17 protein-coding genes are annotated in these 18,630 nt (G+C 59.2%); 2 read left to right on the top strand and 15 right to left on the bottom strand.

Annotated elements, in window-relative coordinates; genetic code table 11:
- Positions 1 to 42: 42 nt before the first annotated feature.
- From rnhB to rpsB, 15 genes are all read right to left on the bottom strand, one after another.
- Complete coding sequence (gene rnhB, locus AC0IXA_RS25790) at positions 43 to 669, bottom strand: ribonuclease HII (RefSeq protein WP_471814755.1); 627 nt, start codon at positions 667 to 669, stop codon at positions 43 to 45.
- Between the two features lie 11 nt (positions 670 to 680).
- The gene (gene lpxB, locus AC0IXA_RS25785) at positions 681 to 1,811 is read right to left on the bottom strand and encodes a lipid-A-disaccharide synthase (protein WP_471814737.1); all 1,131 of its coding nucleotides are present in this window, start codon (positions 1,809 to 1,811) and stop codon (positions 681 to 683) included.
- A 2-nt stretch (positions 1,812 to 1,813) separates the two neighbouring features.
- A complete protein-coding gene (gene lpxA / locus AC0IXA_RS25780; RefSeq protein ID WP_073476048.1) occupies positions 1,814 to 2,590 on the bottom strand; it encodes an acyl-ACP--UDP-N-acetylglucosamine O-acyltransferase in 777 nt (258 codons plus the stop codon).
- On the bottom strand, positions 2,587 to 3,027 hold the full coding sequence (gene fabZ, locus AC0IXA_RS25775) for a 3-hydroxyacyl-ACP dehydratase FabZ (protein ID WP_016771469.1): 441 nt from the start codon (positions 3,025 to 3,027) through the stop codon (positions 2,587 to 2,589). Before fabZ ends, lpxA begins: the two co-directional genes overlap by 4 nt.
- A gap of 106 nt (positions 3,028 to 3,133) precedes the next feature.
- Positions 3,134 to 4,189 (bottom strand): UDP-3-O-(3-hydroxymyristoyl)glucosamine N-acyltransferase, encoded by a 1,056-nt coding sequence (lpxD, locus tag AC0IXA_RS25770; RefSeq protein ID WP_223629961.1) that lies wholly within the window; start codon positions 4,187 to 4,189, stop codon positions 3,134 to 3,136.
- A gap of 3 nt (positions 4,190 to 4,192) precedes the next feature.
- Positions 4,193 to 4,696 carry an OmpH/Skp family outer membrane protein gene (locus AC0IXA_RS25765; protein ID WP_003222140.1) on the bottom strand — a complete coding sequence of 168 codons (504 nt, stop codon included), beginning with the start codon at positions 4,694 to 4,696 and terminating at the stop codon, positions 4,193 to 4,195.
- A gap of 45 nt (positions 4,697 to 4,741) precedes the next feature.
- Positions 4,742 to 7,132 (bottom strand): outer membrane protein assembly factor BamA, encoded by a 2,391-nt coding sequence (gene bamA, locus AC0IXA_RS25760; RefSeq protein WP_076566125.1) that lies wholly within the window; start codon positions 7,130 to 7,132, stop codon positions 4,742 to 4,744.
- Between the two features lie 74 nt (positions 7,133 to 7,206).
- On the bottom strand, positions 7,207 to 8,559 hold the full coding sequence (gene rseP / locus AC0IXA_RS25755) for a sigma E protease regulator RseP (protein WP_341638568.1): 1,353 nt from the start codon (positions 8,557 to 8,559) through the stop codon (positions 7,207 to 7,209).
- A 54-nt stretch (positions 8,560 to 8,613) separates the two neighbouring features.
- Entirely contained in the window at positions 8,614 to 9,804 is a 1,191-nt protein-coding gene (gene ispC / locus AC0IXA_RS25750; protein WP_341638567.1) for a 1-deoxy-D-xylulose-5-phosphate reductoisomerase, read from the bottom strand.
- On the bottom strand, positions 9,801 to 10,607 hold the full coding sequence (locus AC0IXA_RS25745; RefSeq protein ID WP_341638566.1) for a phosphatidate cytidylyltransferase: 807 nt from the start codon (positions 10,605 to 10,607) through the stop codon (positions 9,801 to 9,803). The genes ispC and AC0IXA_RS25745 overlap by 4 nt, the downstream gene beginning before the upstream one ends.
- Entirely contained in the window at positions 10,607 to 11,362 is a 756-nt protein-coding gene (gene uppS / locus AC0IXA_RS25740; protein WP_016771475.1) for a polyprenyl diphosphate synthase, read from the bottom strand. Before uppS ends, AC0IXA_RS25745 begins: the two co-directional genes overlap by 1 nt.
- 14 nt (positions 11,363 to 11,376) lie before the next feature.
- Positions 11,377 to 11,934 carry a ribosome recycling factor gene (gene frr, locus AC0IXA_RS25735; protein WP_007954771.1) on the bottom strand — a complete coding sequence of 186 codons (558 nt, stop codon included), beginning with the start codon at positions 11,932 to 11,934 and terminating at the stop codon, positions 11,377 to 11,379.
- Entirely contained in the window at positions 11,931 to 12,674 is a 744-nt protein-coding gene (pyrH, locus tag AC0IXA_RS25730; RefSeq protein ID WP_003222124.1) for a UMP kinase, read from the bottom strand. Before pyrH ends, frr begins: the two co-directional genes overlap by 4 nt.
- Positions 12,675 to 12,882: 208 nt before the next feature.
- Positions 12,883 to 13,746, bottom strand: coding sequence for a translation elongation factor Ts (gene tsf, locus AC0IXA_RS25725; RefSeq protein WP_016771476.1), 864 nt, complete (start codon positions 13,744 to 13,746; stop codon positions 12,883 to 12,885).
- Between the two features lie 191 nt (positions 13,747 to 13,937).
- The gene (rpsB, locus tag AC0IXA_RS25720; RefSeq protein WP_003222119.1) at positions 13,938 to 14,675 is read right to left on the bottom strand and encodes a 30S ribosomal protein S2; all 738 of its coding nucleotides are present in this window, start codon (positions 14,673 to 14,675) and stop codon (positions 13,938 to 13,940) included.
- A 373-nt stretch (positions 14,676 to 15,048) separates the two neighbouring features.
- Between rpsB and map the strand changes: the two genes are divergently transcribed.
- On the top strand, positions 15,049 to 15,831 hold the full coding sequence (gene map, locus AC0IXA_RS25715) for a type I methionyl aminopeptidase (protein WP_133334983.1): 783 nt from the start codon (positions 15,049 to 15,051) through the stop codon (positions 15,829 to 15,831).
- Positions 15,832 to 15,871: 40 nt separating this feature from the next.
- Complete coding sequence (locus AC0IXA_RS25710; RefSeq protein WP_133334981.1) at positions 15,872 to 18,574, top strand: [protein-PII] uridylyltransferase; 2,703 nt, start codon at positions 15,872 to 15,874, stop codon at positions 18,572 to 18,574.
- Positions 18,575 to 18,630: the final 56 nt, after the last annotated feature.

The following is an 18,630-nucleotide window of genomic DNA, read 5'->3' as shown; positions in this document are numbered from 1 at the left end:
CCCGGATTGTACCGGGCCTCGAATAAAACATCAGCCTTGCGCCTAAACCTGCGTCAGGCTTTCCCGCGCCTCGTAAGCCAGGCGTACCGGGGCGAACGAGCGGCGGTGAATCGGCGTCGGGCCGAGCCGCGCCAGCGCTTCCAGATGAACGGGCGTCGGATAGCCTTTGTGGCCGCCGATGCCGTAGCCCGGGTAGATCAATTCGAACGCCGCCATTTCGCGATCACGGCTGACCTTGGCCAGAATCGACGCCGCAGCGATCGCCGGCACCTTGCCGTCGCCCTGAATCACCGCCTCGGCGCGCATCGGCAAATGCGGGCAGCGGTTACCGTCGATCATCGCCAGCTTTGGCTGAATGTGCAGACCGGCAACCGCGCGCTGCATGGCCAGCATGGTCGCGTGGAGGATATTCAGATCGTCGATTTCTTCAACTTCGGCACGGGCGATGCACCAGCTCAGGGCCTTTTCACAGATCTCGTCGTAGAGCTTTTCGCGCTTGGCTTCGGTGAGCTTTTTCGAATCGTCGAGACCGAGGATCGGCCGGTTCGGATCGAGAATCACTGCTGCCGTTACCACCGCACCGCACAACGGACCACGACCGACTTCATCAACACCGGCAACCAGTTCTTCGACTTCGGCTACCAGAGTGAAATCCAGGCCCAATTGCATGCTTGTCTTGCTCATTGTGGTTTGCCGATCAGGTCAAGGACGGCTTGCGCCGCCTGATTGGAAGCATCGCGCCGCAGCGTGCGGTGGATCTCGTCGAAGCCGCGGGTCTGTTCATCACCGCCATCGATCAATGGCGACAGCGTCTGCGCCAAGGCCTCGACAGTCGCATCATCCTGCAACAACTCCGGCACCAGCAAGCGCTGGGCGAGCAAGTTGGGCAGCGACACGTACGGGCTCTTGACCATGCGCTTGAGAATCCAGAACGTCAGCGACGCCAACCGATACGCCACCACCATCGGCCGCTTGTACAGCAGCGCTTCAAGGGTAGCAGTGCCGGAGGCGATCAACACGGCGTTGCACGCGGCGAGGGCCAAGTGGGATTTACCGTCGAGCAAGGTTACCGGCAAATCCCGGCCAGCAAGCAAGGCCTCGAGTTGCACCCGGCGGTCCGGGTTTGCACAAGGCATGACAAAGCGCACGCCCGGACGCATGGCGCGCAGACGTTCGGCGGTGTCGAGGAACAGCGCACCGAGGCGACTGACTTCACCGCCACGGCTGCCCGGCATCAACGCTACCAGCGGACCGTCGGGCAAACCCAGCTCGGCGCGTGCAGCGGCGCGGTCGGCTTGCAGCGGAATGGTATCGGCCAAGGTGTGACCGACGAAACGCACCGGCACGCCTTTCTCTTCGTAGAATTTCGCTTCGAACGGCAACAGGGTGAGCATCAGATCGCAGCCTTCGCGGATCTTCAGCACCCGTTTCTGCCGCCATGCCCACACCGACGGGCTGACGTAATGCACGGTCTTGATCCCGGCCTGACGCAGCTTGAGTTCGATATTGAGGTTGAAATCCGGCGCATCGATGCCGATGAACACGTCTGGCTTTGCGGCAATCAGTGTGGCAATCAGCTCTTTGCGGCGCTTGAGCAATTCACGCAGCCGACCGAGGACTTCGACCAGGCCCATGACCGACAGGCGCTCCATGGGGAAGTACGAGGTCAGGCCTTCGGCCTGCATCAGCGGACCGCCGACACCGATGAACTCGACTGCCGGGTGCTGAGCCTTGAGCGCACGCATGAGGCCGGCGCCGAGAATGTCACCGGAAGCCTCACCCGCCACCAGCGCAATACGCAGACTGGCCATGATCAGCGGGTGATGCCGCGAGTCGACGCCTGGATCGAATCGCGGAACACGGCGACTTCAGGGAACTGCGCAGACGACTCGGCCAGTTCGGCCAACGCCTGCTCGACCGTCAGGCCCTGGCGGTAGACAGTCTTGTACGCGCGGCGCAGCGCATGAATTGCGTCTTCGCTGAAACCGCGACGGCGCATGCCTTCGAAGTTCATGCTGCGCGCTTCGGCAGGGTTGCCGAATACGGTGACGAACGCCGGAACATCCTTGCCGATCGCCGTGCCCATGCCGGAAAAGCTGTGGGCGCCGATGTGGCAGTACTGATGCACCAGGGTGAAACCGGAGAGGATCGCCCAGTCGTCAACGTGTACATGCCCGGCCAACGCAGTGTTGTTGACCAGAATGCAGTGGTTGCCGATGACGCTGTCATGGCCGATGTGGGCATAGGCCATGATCAGGTTGTGATCACCCAGGGTGGTTTCCGAACGGTCCTGCACGGTGCCACGGTGAATGGTCACGCCTTCACGAATGACGTTGTGGTCGCCGATCACCAGGCGGGTTTCCTCGCCTTTGTACTTCAGATCCGGGGTGTCTTCGCCTACCGAAGAAAACTGGTAGATGCGATTGTGCTTACCAATGCGGGTCGGCCCCTTGAGGATCACGTGCGGCCCGATCACGGTACCCTCGCCGATTTCCACACCTGCGCCGATGATCGACCACGGGCCGACCTCGACGCCGTCAGCCAGAACGGCGGACGGATCGATGATTGCGCGAGGGTCAATCAAACTCATACTTTCTGTTCCGCGCAGATGATTTCTGCCGAGCAGACCGGCTTGCCGTCCACCGAAGCCTGGCATTCGAACTTCCAGATCTTGCGCTTGCAGCTGATGAAAGTCGCTTCAAGGATCAACTGATCGCCCGGCTTGACTGGCTGGCGGAAGCGCAGCTTGTCGGAACCGACGAAGTAATACAGGGTGCCGTCGGCCGGTTTGACGTCGAGCATCTTGAAACCGAGGATCCCGGCAGCCTGAGCCATCGCTTCGATGATCAGAACGCCCGGCATGATTGGATGCGCAGGGAAGTGACCATTGAAGAACGGCTCATTGATGCTGACATTCTTGTAGGCGCGAATTCGCTTGCCTTCAGTGTCCAGTTCCACCACCCGGTCCACCAGCAGGAACGGGTAACGGTGAGGCAGGTATTCGCGAATCTCGTTGATGTCCATCATTTCAGGGGAAAGCCTATGTAAAGATTGGGAGCGCGACTGACGCGCACTCCTCTAGCAAATCAAGGAGGCAGTCCAGAGGCTGTGCACACTTGATATGGAAATGGTATCAGCCATCAGATGAAGCATTGCCGTCAGGGGTCACTTCCCCTACGCGCTTTTCCAGCTGTTTCAACCGTCGTGCGATGTCATCGAGCTGACGGATGCGGGCCGCGCTTTTGCGCCATTCGGCCGCCGGTTGCATGGCTGTGCCGGAAGAATAGGCGCCCGGCTCGGTAATCGAGTGGGTCACCATGGTCATCCCGGTCAGGAAAACGTTGTCGCAGATATCAATGTGGCCGACCAGACCAACACCACCGGCGAGCATGCAGTGCTTGCCGATTTTGGTGCTGCCGGAAATGCCGACGCACGCGGCCATGGCGGTGTGATCACCGACCTGGACGTTGTGCGCGATCTGAATCTGGTTGTCGAGCTTCACGCCATTGCCAATCACGGTATCGGCCAGAGCGCCGCGGTCGATGGCAGTGTTCACACCGATCTCGACATCGTCGCCGATGGTCACGCCACCGATCTGGGCGATTTTCTGCCAGACGCCTTTTTCGTTGGCGAAGCCGAAGCCCTCACCGCCGATCACTGCGCCGGACTGAATAACCACACGCTTGCCGATGCGCACATCGTGATACAGCGTAACGCGCGGAGCGAGCCAGCCGCCTTCACCGATTTCGCTGCGCGCGCCGACTACGCAATGCGCACCCAACGTGACCTGTGCAGCGATGCGTGCACCGGCTTCGATCACCACGAACGGACCGATGCTGGCACTTGGATCAACCACTGCGTCCGCCGCGATCACCGCTGTCGGATGAACCCCGCCAGCCGCTTTTGGCTTTGGATCGAACAGATGCGAGATGCGTGCATAGGCCAGGTAAGGGTCCGGCACCACCAAGGCATTACCTGCGAAACCTTCGGCGTCGGCTTCCTTGAGCAGCAGTGCAGCTGCTCGAGAACCGGCCAGGTATTTGCGGTATTGGGGATTTGCCAGAAAGCTCAACTGAGCTGGGCCAGCCTCTTGCAAAGTGGCTAGCCCAGTAATTTGCCTCTCGGGGTCGCCACGCAGGGTGGCGCCGAGGTGCTCGGCCAACTGGCCGAGCCTGATAGTCACGGTCATGGGTTACTTCAGCTGATTCATGCGCTCGATAACCTGGCGCGTGATGTCGTACTGAGGTTTGACATCGATGACGGCGCCACGCTCGAACACCAGGTCAAAACCACCCTTCTTGATGACTTCTTCCACAGCGCTGTCCAGTTTCGGCTTCAGTTGCTTGAGCATTTCACGGTCGGCAACGGCTTTGGCTTCGTTCAGTTCCTTGGACTGGAACTGGAAGTCACGGGCCTTTTGCTTGAATTCCAGCTCCAGACGCTCACGCTCGCCCTGCTGCATCTTGTCGCCACCGGCCATCAGACGGTCCTGAATGCCTTTGGCGCTGCTTTCCAGGGTTTTCAGCTTGGTCAGTTGCGGACCGAACTTCTTCTCGGCATCCACGGCGTACTTCTTCGCCGCGTCGGATTCCAGCAGTGCCATCTGATAGTTCAGCACGGCAATTTTCATGTCGGCGAACGCCGGGCCTGCCACCAGTACGGAGGCCAGGAGAACCAATTGAGTCAACTTACGCACGATGCACTCCTACAAAATCCATTGTCGTTATCTTGGGTCAGACGCTTAGAACGTCTGGCCGAGGGAGAATTGGAACACTTGAGTTTCAGCGTCATCCGGTTTTTTGACCGGCATCGCCAGCGCAAAGCTCAAAGGACCCAGTGCGGTGACCCAGGTCACGCCGACACCGACGGAACTGGCCATGTTGCTCAGGCTGATGTCGTTGCACTGAGTGCTGGACGTCGAACCCGCGCTAGCGTTGGTGGTCTTGTCGCACTTGGAATCGAATACGTTACCCACGTCCCAGAACACCGAGGTCCGCAGAGAGCGCTGATCTTTCACGAAAGGCAGCGGGAACAAGACTTCAACGCCACCTTGAATCAACACGTTACCACCGAATGGCAGCGGATCCTGATCCGGATCGGCAAGCGTACCCGAGTTACCCGTTACAGCTGCACCGCGGCTCGGTGTACTGCGTGGACCCAGCGTGCTGTCCTTGAAGCCACGTACGGAGTTGAAGCCACCCGCATAGTAGTTTTCATAGAACGGCAAGCCGTCGGTCGAACCGTAACCGTCGCCATAACCCAGTTCGGTGTGCAGGCGCATGGTGTAGTTTTCAGTGATCGGCTGGAACAGCTGACCACGGTAATCAAGCTTGAAGAAGGACAGGTCGCTACCCGGGATGGTGGTTTCCAGAGTCAGGCTCTGGGACCGGCCACGGGTAGGCAGTACGCCTTTGTTCAAGGTGGATTCGGACCAGCCGGCAGACGCCTTGAAGTTCAGGTATTTGTCGCCTTCCTTGTTAACGAAGTCGAAAATCTCGTCGACGGTGTAGCTACCGGTACTGATTTCGTCCTGCTGAACGGAAGCACCGAAGGTCAGACGCGAAGTCTCGCTGATCGGGTAGCCGATGTTCACACCAGCGCCCAGGCTGTCTACCGCGTAGCTCGAAAGGTCGGTGTCGAGCTCGTCGTAGTCAGTAGTGCGATAGAACGCGTTGTAGCCCAGGCTCACGCCATCGGCGGTCCAGTACGGGTCAACGTAGCCGAAGTTGTAGCGGCTCTGGTATTCGCTGCGGGTCAGACCGATGCTGACGCGATTACCGGTACCGAGGAAGTTGTTCTGGGTGATCGAGCCACCGAGGATCAGACCGGCGCTCTGGGCGAAACCGACGCTGGCGGTGATCGAACCGGAAGCCTGTTCTTCGACGGCGTAGTTCACATCAACCTGGTCGTCGACACCGGGCACGGCCGGGGTTTCAACGTTGACTTCCTTGAAGAAGCCCAGACGTTCCAGACGGGTCTTGGACTGGTCGATCAGGTAGGTCGAAGCCCAGCCGCCTTCCATCTGACGCATTTCACGACGCAGCACTTCGTCTTCGGACTTGGTGTTGCCACGGAAGTTGATGCGATTGACGTAGGCGCGCTTGCCCGGATCGACAGCGAAGAGGACGTCCACGGTGTGGTCGTCATCATGCGGCTGAGGAATACCGTTGACGTTGGCGAAGGTGTAGCCCTCGTTACCCAGACGACGGGTGATCAGCTCGGAGGTGGTGGTCATCAGCTTGCGCGAGAACACCTGGCCCTTCTGCACCAGCAACAGCGACTTTACCTGGTCTTCAGGGACTTTCAGGTCGCCACTGAGCTTGACGTCACGAACGGTGTACTTCTCGCCTTCGGTGACGTTGACGGTGATGTAGACGTGCTTCTTGTCCGGGGTAATCGATACCTGGGTCGAAGCGATGTCCATGTTGATATAGCCGCGATCCAGATAGTAGGAACGCAGACGCTCCAGGTCACCGGAGAGTTTTTCGCGGGCATATTTGTCATCGTTCTTGAAGAACGACAGCCAGTTGGTGGTTTTCAGTTCGAACAGGTCGGTCAGGTCTTCCTCGGGGAAAACCGTATTGCCTACCACGTTGATGTGCTGGATGGCGGCAACGGTACCTTCGTTGATCTTCACCTTCAGACCCACGCGGTTACGCGGCTGCGAAACCACTTCGGTGTCGACGGTAGCGGAGTAACGACCCTGGGCAACGTACTGACGTTGCAGTTCGTTACGCACACCCTCGAGGGTGGCGCGCTGGAAGATCTCGCCTTCAGCCAGACCGGATTGCTTGAGGCCTTTCATCAGGTCTTCAGTGGAAATCGCCTTGTTGCCTTCGATTTCGATACTGGCGACCGAGGGACGCTCGACCACGGTGATGACCAGAACGTTGCCTTCGCGGCCCAGCTGGATATCTTGAAAGAAACCGGTTTTGAACAACGCACGAGTGGATTCCACCAGGCGACGATCATCCGCCTGCTCGCCGACGTTCAACGGCAAGGCACCAAAGACGCTACCCGCGGAGACCCGCTGGAGGCCATTGACGCGAATATCAGAGATAGTGAAGGACTCGGCGTGAACTTCGGCGATCATCAATACGGTGAGAACCGCAGTTAGCAGCAGACGTTTCATGAAGTCCTTTCTTATTCCAACTGGCAATAAACAAACTGCCGCAAAATGCGGCAGATTCGCAATTCAGCGAAGCGTTACAGTCGACCCAGATCGTTGACCAGAGCAAGCAACATCACCCCGACCACCAAACTGATACCGATCTGTATCCCCCAACCTTGCACCCGATCCGACAAGGGGCGACCACGCACCCACTCGATCAGATAAAACAACAAATGCCCCCCATCCAGTACAGGAATGGGCAGCAAATTCAGAACCCCCAGGCTAATACTCAGATAAGCAAGGAAATTCAGGAAATCAGCGACGCCCGACTGGGCAGAAGCGCCCGCCACTTTAGCAATGGTTATCGGTCCACTCAAGTTTTTTACCGAGAGCTCGCCGAACAGCATTTTCTTCAGTGAATCCAGCGTCAGAATGCTCATGGTCCAAGTGCGACGGGCACCCTCGCCAATCGCGGCCAGCGGGCCATAGCTGACTTCGCGGATCATTTCCGGCGGCCAGTCGATGGCTTTGACGCCAGCGCCCAGATAACCGCTTGGCGCTTTGCTTTCACCGCGCGCCGCCAAGGTCACAGGGACGTCGATTTGAGCACCGTCGCGCTCGATGCGCAGCATGATTTTGGTATCAGGACGCGTACGAACGGTATCGACCACTTGCTGCCAGTCATCGAGCGGCTGGCCATCAAGCGACAGCAAACGATCGCCGGTTTTCAGCCCCGCTGCATGAGCCGGACCTTTCGGGTCCAGTTCGGCAAGCACCGGCGGCAACGCCGGACGCCATGGACGAATGCCCAGCGAACGGATCGGATCCGGCTCGTCGGCGCCTTTTAGCCAGTTATCCAGTGCCAGCGTGCGCGGCGATTCTGCCGTCGAACCCTGCTCGCGCACCAGCAATTGAATGGCGCCGCTCTCACCGAGACGGCGCACCAGTTGCAGATTGACTGCCGCCCAACCCGACGTTGGCTCGCCATCGATCGAAACAATCTCCTGACCAGCGTTCAGACCAGCCCTGGCGGCAATGCTGCCAGACTCGACCGCGCCGATGACCGGACGCACCTGCTCGCTGCCGAGCATCGCCAGCACCCAGAAAAACACCAGCGCCAAAAGGAAGTTGGCAATCGGGCCAGCGGCAACAATGGCGATACGCTGACGTACCGATTTGCGATTGAACGACTGATCGAGTTGATCGACCGGCACTTCGCCTTCGCGCTCGTCGAGCATCTTGACGTAGCCGCCCAAGGGAATCGCGGCGACCACGAATTCAGTGCCTTGCTTGTCATGCCAGCGCAGCAACGGCATGCCAAAGCCCACGGAAAACCGCAGAACCTTGACGCCACAGCGACGCGCGACCCAGAAGTGGCCGAATTCGTGGAAGGTGACCAGCACACCCAGGGCGATCAGGGTGCCGGCAATCATATAGAGCGCGCTCATCTACTTTCTCCGCAATCCTGTTCAGTGTCGCGTGTCGCCATTTTGGTGCAAAAACTATCGGCCGTGCCGACTCAACCATTGCTCCGCCAGCACTCGCGCTTTCGCGTCCGCCGTAAACACGGCGTCGAGGTCGTGCAGCGCCACCACCGGCTCCAGATTCAAGACTTCCTCGATGATACTCGCGATTTCCAGGTAGCGAACCCGTCCGTCGAGAAACGCTGCCACGGCCACTTCATTGGCCGCGTTGAGCATCGCCGGCGCGCTGTCGCCAGCTTCGGCCGCCTGACAGGCCAAACGCAGACAGGGGAAACGGCTTTCATCAGGCGCCTCAAAATCCAGTCGCGCAATGGCGAACAGATCCAGTGGCGGTACGCCGGAATCGATACGCTCAGGCCAGGCCAGGGCGTTGGCGATCGGCGTGCGCATGTCGGGGTTGCCCAATTGCGCCAGCACCGAGCCATCCACATAGTCGACCAGAGAATGGATCACGCTTTGCGGATGAATCACCACTTCGACCTGAGTCGGTTTGGCATCGAACAACCAGCAGGCTTCGATCAGTTCCAGACCCTTGTTCATCATGCTTGCCGAATCCACGGAGATCTTGCGCCCCATGGACCAGTTCGGATGCGCGCAAGCCTGTTCCGGCGAAACATGCGCCAGCTCGGACATCGGCGTCTGCCGGAAAGGACCGCCAGAGGCGGTCAGCAAGATCCGCCGCACACCCACCGAGCTCAAGCCGCGCGCGAAATCCGCGGGCATGCACTGAAAAATCGCGTTGTGCTCACTGTCGATCGGCAGCAGCACCGAGCCACTTTTGCGCACGGCCTGCATGAACAGCGCGCCGGACATCACCAGCGCTTCCTTGTTGGCCAGCAGAATCTTCTTGCCCGCCTCGACCGCCGCCAGTGTCGGACGCAAACCCGCCGCACCGACAATGGCCGCCATGACCGCGTCGACTTCAGGCGCGGAGGCAACCTGACACAGGCCCTCCTCACCTACCAGCACACGAGTCGGCAAACCGGCTGCACGCAAGTCATCCTGCAAGCCGCGCGCCGCAGCACCTTCAGGCACTACGGCAAATTGCGGTACATGACGAATGCACAGCGCGAGCAATTCGCTAAGACGGGTAAAACCACTCAATGCAAAAATCTGATAACGCTCAGGATGACGGGCAATCACATCCAGGGTGCTCAGACCGATCGAACCGGTCGCACCCAACACGGTAATCTGCTGGGGACGACTCACGGTGCGGCCATCCAGAGCAATACGGCGAACACCGGAATGGCTGCGGTCAGGCTGTCGATGCGATCCAGCACGCCACCATGGCCGGGCAGCAGATTACTGCTGTCCTTGATGCCGGATTGGCGCTTGAACATGCTCTCGGTGAGATCGCCGACAACGGAAATGAAGACGATCACTGCCGCGCCGATCAGGCCTTTGAGCAGCTCGGCCACGGTCCAGTCGCGCACCAGCCCGACAATCGCGGTAATCACCAGACTCAGCGCCAGACCACCGTAGACGCCTTCCCAGCTCTTGCCCGGGCTGACCTGCGGCGCCAGCTTGCGCTTGCCGAACTGGCGTCCGGAAAAGTAAGCGCCGATGTCCGCGCCCCAGACCAGCACCATCACCGCCATGATCAACCAGTTACCCAGCGGGTACTGCTTGATCTGCACCAACCCCTGCCACGCAGGCAGCAGGATCAGCAGGCCAATCAGCAGCTTGGTCGCCGCTGTGGACCAGTGCGCGCTGGAGCGTGGATACGTCAGCACCAGATAAGTCGCAATTGCCCACCAGATCACCGATGCACCGAGCACCCAAGGCGCAAGGCCCGGCAGCACATACATGACAAACAGCATCAAGGCGACCACGGCGGCAAAGCCGACGCGGAACGATTGTGCGGTGAAGCCGGCCAGACGCGCCCATTCCCAGGCACCGAGGCTCACCACCAGGCCGATGAACAGCGCGAAGCCGGCACCTTTGAGCAGGAAAAACCCGCACAAGGCAATCGGCAGCAGGATCAGTGCAGTGATGATTCGTTGTTTAAGCATTAAACCCGGGCTCCAGCTTCGACCTGTTCGCTCGTTTTACCGAAGCGACGCTGGCGTGAAGCGAAATCGGCCAGCGCGGTGCGCATGGCGTCGTGTTTGAAGTCCGGCCAGAACAGGTCGGAGAAGTACAGCTCGGCGTAGGCCAGCTGCCACAGCAGGAAGTTGCTGATGCGATGCTCGCCACCGGTGCGGATGCACAGGTCAGGCAACGGCAGATCACCGGTGGCCAGACAGGTCTGCAGCAGATCCGGGGTGATGTCCTCCGGGCGCAAGTGCCCGGCCTGGACTTCACGCGCCAGACGCTGCGCGGCCTGAGCGATATCCCACTGGCCGCCATAGTTGGCGGCGATCTGCAGGACAAAGCGGTTGGCACCGACCGTCATGGCCTCGGCCTCGCGCATCGCCGCCTGAAGCTCAGGGTGGAAGCGCGAGCGATCGCCAATGATGCGCAGGCTGATGTTGTTGTCGTTGAGACGCTTGGCCTCACGACGCAAGGCCTTGAAGAACAGATCCATCAAGGCGCTGACTTCATCGGCCGGGCGCTGCCAGTTTTCACTGGAGAAAGCGAACAGGGTCAGGACTTCGACCTTGGCCTCAGCGCACACCTCGATCACCGCCCGCACAGCATCCACGCCCGCTTTATGCCCGGCGACACCCGGCATAAAGCGTTTTTTCGCCCAGCGATTATTGCCATCCATGATGATCGCGACATGGCGCGGCACCGCGGACGGCGCAGTCTGCTTGGTCTTGTCCATTTAAAGCTCGACCCTTATACGGCCATCAGGTCTTTTTCTTTCTCGTCCGTGGCCTTGGTGATCTGGGCCTCGGATTCTTTGGTCAGCTTGTCGATATCGGCGATGGCACGACGCTCTTCGTCTTCGCTGATTTCCTTGTCCTTGACCAGTTTTTTCAGCTCGCCCAAGGCATCGCGACGGATGTTGCGCACAGCTACGCGCGCGTCTTCGGCTGCACTGCGGGCCTGCTTGGTGAAGCCTTTGCGCGTTTCTTCGGTAAGGGCAGGCATCGGGATCAACAGCAACTCGCCCAGGTTGGTCGGGTTGAGGTTCAGACCGGCGCTCTGGATTGCCTTGTCGACGGCAGCGAGCATGTTGCGCTCGAAGGCCACGACCTGCAGGGTGCGCGAATCTTTCACGGTGACGTTGGCAACGCCGCTCAGCGGAGTGTCAGTGCCGTAGTAAGGCACCATGACGCTGCCGAGGATGCTCGGGTGAGCCTTGCCGGTACGAATCTGGCCGAACGCGTGGTTCAGAGATTCCAGGGATTTCTGCATACGCGCTTGGGCGTCTTTCTTGATTTCGTTGATCATTGTTGGCCTTCCTCGATCAAAGTCCCTTCAGCGCCGCCGTGCACGATGTTCAGCAGGGCGCCGGGCTTGTTCATGTTGAATACGCGCAGCGGCATCTTGTGATCGCGGCACAGGCAGATGGCAGTCAGATCCATTACACCCAGCTTGCGATCCAGTACTTCATCATAAGTCAGATGATCGAACTTCTCGGCATGCGGGTCTTTGAACGGGTCTGCGGTGTACACGCCATCAACCTTGGTGGCCTTGAGCACAACGTCGGCGTCGATTTCGATTGCACGCAGGCAGGCTGCCGAATCCGTGGTGAAGAACGGATTGCCGGTACCGGCCGCGAAGATCACGACGTCTTTGGAGTTCAGGTGGCGCATGGCTTTGCGGCGATCGTAGTGATCGGTCACACCGACCATGGAAATGGCCGACATGACGATGGCCGAGATATTGGCACGTTCCAGCGCATCGCGCATGGCCAGGGCGTTCATCACAGTGGCCAGCATGCCCATGTGGTCGCCCGTGACCCGATCCATACCGGCTTTGCTCAGGGCTTCGCCACGGAACAGGTTGCCACCGCCGATGACCAGACCGACCTGCACGCCGATGCCGACCAGCTGGCCGACTTCCAGCGCCATGCGATCCAGAACCTTCGGATCGATCCCGAACTCTTCCGAGCCCATCAGGGCCTCGCCGCTAAGCTTGAGTAGAATGCGTTTATAGCGAGCCTGATAACCACTGCCCTGCTGAGCCATTGCGAATCTCTCCTGCGGCGTATTTAAAATTCTTTGCGAGCTGTTTACAGCTGGCGTTCACTCTAGCTTGGCGCTGCTGCAGCGCCATCGGAACATGGCTTTGTAAGTCAGTTCCGGGTGGAAACCAAATAAAAATTGGTACCCCATCTGAAAAGAGGCTGCGCGCGTAAGCGGGCAGCCTCTTTCGGGCGACAGTTGAAAAACCGTCTTATTGCTTGGCGGCGGCCAGCTGGGCAGCAACTTCTTCAGCGAAGTTGTCGACCGGCTTCTCGATGCCTTCGCCTACTTTGAAGTAAGTGAAAGAAACGATTTCAGCACCGGCTTTCTTGGCCAGCTCGCCAACCTTGACTTCAGGGTTCTTGACGAACGCCTGCTCGACCAGGCTCGCTTCTGCCAGGAACTTGCTGATACGGCCCTTGACCATGTTTTCAACAATGTTTTCTGGCTTGCCTTTGATCTTTTCTTCGTTCAGCTGCAGGAACACAGCTTTCTCACGCTCGATCGCTTCGTCGGAGACTTGCGAAGGCAGCAGGAACTCAGGGTTGCTTGCAGCAACGTGCATAGCGATGTCTTTGGCCAGCTCGACGTCACCGCCTTTCAGGACAACAGCAACACCGATCTTGTTACCGTGCAGGTAGGTGCCGACTACGTCACCCTCTACGCGAACCAGACGACGAATGTTGACGTTCTCGCCAACTTTGGCAACCAGCGCTTCACGAGCCGATTCCTGAGCGGCGATCAGCGGAGCTGCGTCGGTCAGTTTTTCGTCGAAAGCTTTTTCTACGCTGGCAGCAACGAAGTTCTTGAAGTCGTCTTGCAGGGCCAGGAAGTCGGTCTGCGAGTTGACTTCCAGCAGCACGGCTGCCTTGTCATTCGATTTGATGGCGATTGCGCCTTCAGCGGCAACGTTGCCAGCTTTTTTCGCAGCCTTGATGGCGCCCGAAGCACGCATGTCATCAATGGCTTTTTCGATGTCGCCGTCAGCCTTTTCCAGGGCTTTCTTGCAATCCATCATGCCTTCGCCGGTACGCTCGCGCAGTTCTTTGACCAACGCTGCAGTAATTGCTGCCATTTTCAAATTCCTCTTGGATAGGTTTTCAACCATTCCACCCGATCGAACGGGCGTTCAATTCTTCCCGAACCACCCATGTTGGCTGCCGCACATGACAAATACAGACGTGGGCGCCGACAAATGGTTTTCGAGGTGGCAAAAAGGGGGCCAAGCCCCCTTTTTGCTTACTGAGTCAACGCCAGGGGCGTCGATTACTCAGCTGCAGCCTGAGTTTCTTCAGCTGCGAATTCAACAGTACCGCCAGCAACATTGTTGCGACCACGGATTACTGCGTCAGCCATCGAACCCATGTACAGCTGGATAGCGCGGATGGCGTCATCGTTGCCTGGGATGATGTAGTCAACGCCTTCCGGGCTGCTGTTGGTATCGACAACGCCGATGACCGGGATGCCCAGCTTGTTGGCTTCGGTGATCGCGATGCGCTCGTGGTCAACGTCGATCACGAACAGTGCGTCTGGCAGACCGCCCATGTCCTTGATGCCGCCCAGCGAACGATCCAGCTTCTCAAGGTCACGGGAGCGCATCAGCGCTTCTTTCTTGGTCAGCTTGGCGAAAGTACCGTCTTCGGCTTGAACTTCAAGGTCACGCAGACGCTTGATGGAAGCACGAATGGTCTTGAAGTTGGTCAGCATGCCGCCCAACCAGCGGTGATCGACGTACGGCGAACCGCAACGTGCTGCTTCTTCAGCAACGATCTTGCCAGCGGAACGCTTGGTGCCGACGAACAGAATCTTGTTTTTGCCCTGGGCCAGACGCTCTACGAAAGTCAGAGCTTCGTTGAACATTGGCAGGGTTTTTTCAAGGTTGATGATGTGAATCTTGTTACGCGCGCCGAAAATGTACTTGCCCATTTTCGGATTCCAGTAACGGGTTTGGTGACCGAAGTGCACACCGGCCTTCAGCATATCGCGCATGTTGACTTGGGACATGATAGTTCCTTGATAAGTCGGGTTTGGCCTCCACGTATCCCAATGACCAACCAGAGGCATAAAGCCCAAGGCACCCAGGTCATCGTGTCGACACGTGTGTGGATTTAAGCTTTTCGGGGCATCCCCGGAAAGCGGCGCATTTTATACCACAGGGCGCGCAGAAACGGAACCCGGAATCTGTATTCGCACCAGGGACTCGGGCGCAGCCCCCTTGGAATCGGCTCGATGGGCACCATTGTATAGATAGAAGCTGGACATGCAGGCGCGGATTTGCGCCTCCCGTCTGGTAGAATCGCGTTTTTCAGGGTCGCAAAATGTACGCTTGCCACCCAATTCGTATCCGTAAGCGCCGCCGAGCGCAGAGAGAGCCTGTATGACCGTCAACCTCAAAACCCCCGAGGACATCGCTGGCATGCGTGTCGCCGGCAAACTGGCCGCCGATGTGCTGGAAATGATTGCCGAACATGTCAAACCGGGCGTGACCACTGATCAGCTCAATCAGATCTGCCACGACTACATCGTCGATGTGCAGCAAGCGATCCCTGCCCCGCTCAACTACAAGGGCTACCCGAAGTCGATCTGCACCTCGATCAACCATGTGGTCTGCCACGGCATCCCGAACGACAAACCGCTGAAAAACGGCGATACCCTGAACATCGACGTCACGGTGATCAAGGACGGTTACCACGGCGACACCAGCCGCATGTTCCACGTCGGCGAAGTGCCGGTCTGGGCCGAGCGCCTGTCGCAGGTCACCCAGGAATGCATGTACAAGGCGATCGAGATCGTCAAACCCGGCTGCCGCCTCGGCGACATCGGCGAAGTAATCCAGAAGCACGCGGAAAAGAACGGTTTCTCGGTGGTGCGCGAGTTCTGCGGTCACGGCATCGGCAAGGTCTTCCACGAAGAACCGCAGATCCTGCACTACGGTCGCGCCGGTACCGGTATGGAACTGAAGGCCGGCATGACCTTCACCATCGAGCCGATGATCAACCAGGGCAAGGCCGACACCAAGGTTCTCGGCGACGGCTGGACCGCGATCACCAAGGACCGCAAGCTCTCGGCACAGTGGGAACACACCCTGCTGGTCACCGAGACCGGCTACGAGATTTTCACTTTGCGCAGCGATGACACCATCCCGCGCATCTCGGCCTGACACCCAGAACGCTCCCAGCCTATAGAAGGAAAGCCAATCGATGCCGCAGGTGGATCCCGAACTCTTCGACCGCGGCCAGTTCCAGGCTGAACTGGCCCTCAAAGCGAGTCCCATCGCGGCGTTCAAGAAGGCGATCCGCCAGGCTCGCGAGGTCCTCGACACGCGTTTTCGCAATGGCCGCGACATCCGCCGGCTGATCGAGGACCGCGCCTGGTTTGTCGACAACATCCTGCAAAAGGCCTGGGAGCAGTTCAACTGGAGCGAAGACGCCGACATCGCTCTGGTGGCGGTGGGCGGCTACGGTCGCGGCGAACTGCATCCATACTCCGATATCGATCTGCTGATCCTGCTCGACAGTGCCGACCACGAAGTTTTCCGCGACTCCATCGAGCGTTTTCTGACGTTGTTGTGGGACATAGGCCTGGAAGTCGGCCAGAGCGTGCGCTCGGTCGACGAATGCGCAGAAGAGGCCCGCGCCGACCTGACTGTGGTCACCAACCTGATGGAAAGCCGCACCATCTGCGGCCCCGAGCGTCTGCGTCAGCGCATGCTCGAAGTGACCAGCACCGCGCACATGTGGCCGGCCAAGGAGTTCTTCCTGGCCAAGCGTGCGGAACAGAAAGCACGTCACCACAAATACAACGACACCGAGTACAACCTCGAACCGAACGTCAAAGGTTCGCCCGGCGGCCTGCGCGATATTCAAACCATCCTTTGGGTGGCGCGGCGTCAGTACGGCACCCTGAACCTGCGCGCCCTCGCCGGCGAAGGGTTTCTGGTAGAAAGCGAAAACGCCCTGCTCGCCTCCTCCCAGGAATTTCTCTGGAAAGTTCGCTACGCCCTGCACATGCTAGCCGGCCGCTCCGAAGACCGCTTACTGTTCGATCACCAGCGCACCATCGCCGGCCTGCTCGGTTTTGAAGGTGATGATGCCAAACAGGCGGTCGAAGCTTTCATGCAGCAATACTTCCGCACGGTGATGAGCATTGCCCAGCTCAGCGATTTGATCATTCAGCACTTCGAAGAAGTCATCCTCGCCCCGGAAGACGAATCGCCCCCGCAGCCGATCAACGCCCGCTTCCAGCTGCATGACGGCTACATCGAAGCGCGCAATGACAACGTGTTCCGCCGCACGCCGTTCGCCATGCTGGAAATTTTCGTGCTGATGGCCCAACAGCCGGAAATCAAAGGCGTGCGCGCCGACACCATTCGCCTGCTGCGCGAACATCGTCATCTGATCGATGACAACTTCCGCAACGACATCCGCAACACCAGCCTGTTCATCGAGCTGTTCAAGTGCAAGATCGGTATCCATCGCAATCTGCGGCGGATGAACCGTTACGGCATTCTCGGGCGCTATCTGCCGGAGTTCGGTTTTATCGTCGGGCAGATGCAGCACGACCTGTTCCACATCTATACGGTCGATGCGCACACGCTGAATCTGATCAAACACCTGCGCAAACTGCAGTACACCCAGGTTTCGGAGAAATTTCCGCTGGCCGCCAAGCTCATGGCCAAGCTGCCCAAACCTGAGCTGATCTACATGGCCGGTCTGTATCACGATATCGGCAAGGGCCGGCATGGCGATCACTCGGAGATCGGCGCGGTCGATGCCGAAGCGTTCTGCCAGCGCCACCAGTTGCCGGTGTGGGACAGCCGCCTGATCGTCTGGCTGGTGCAGAACCATTTGGTGATGTCCACCACTGCGCAGCGCAAGGATCTGTCGGACCCGCAGGTGATCCACGATTTCGCCCAGGCGGTCGGCGACGAAACCCGCCTCGACTACCTCTACGTGCTGACCGTGGCCGACATCAATGCGACCAACCCGACGCTGTGGAACTCATGGCGCGCCAGCCTGCTGCGCCAGCTCTATACCGAGACCAAGCGCGCCCTGCGCCGGGGTCTGGAAAACCCGGTGGATCGCGAAGAACAGATCCGTCAGACGCAAAGCGCCGCGCTGGACATTCTGGTGCGCGGCGGCACCGATCCGGACGACGTCGAGCAGCTGTGGGCGCAATTGGGCGATGACTATTTCCTGCGCCACACCGCCGGCGACGTGGCCTGGCACAGCGATGCGATCCTGCAGCAACCGGTGGATGGCGGGCCGCTGGTGCTGATCAAGGAAACCACCCAGCGCGAGTTTGAAGGCGGCACGCAGATCTTCATTTATGCACCGGACCAGCACGACTTCTTCGCCGTGACCGTGGCAGCGATGGACCAGCTCAACCTGAACATTCACGACGCCCGGGTCATCACCTCGAGCAGCCAGTTCACCCTCGACACCTACATCGTGCTCGACAACGAAGGCGAATCGATCGGCGACAACCCGGCGCGGATCAAGCAGATCCGCGAAGGCCTGACCGAAGCGCTGCGCAACCCGGACGACTACCCAACGATCATCCAGCGCCGTGTGCCGCGCCAGCTCAAACACTTCGCCTTCGCCCCGCAAGTAACGATCCACAACGACGCCCAGCGTCCAGTGACCGTGCTTGAGCTGACCGCGCCCGACCGGCCGGGCCTGCTGGCGCGGGTCGGGGGGATTTTCCTCGAGTTCGATCTGTCGCTGCAGAACGCCAAGATTGCGACCCTGGGCGAGCGCGTGGAAGACGTGTTCTTCATCACCGACGCGCACAACCAGCCGCTGTCTGATCCGCTGCTGTGCAGCCGTCTGCAGGATGCGATCGTCGAACAGCTGAGCGTCAATCAGGAACCGGATATCAAACTTTCGCGGATCAGTATCTGAATCACCCGTTTATCCCTGTGAATGCAGCCCATGCTTTCCTCCGGTACATACAATCC

The sequence above is a fragment of the Pseudomonas sp. AC083 genome (assembly GCF_979253165.1).
Note: the sequence above shows the minus strand (reverse complement) of the source record. Positions and strands in the feature narration are given on the sequence as shown.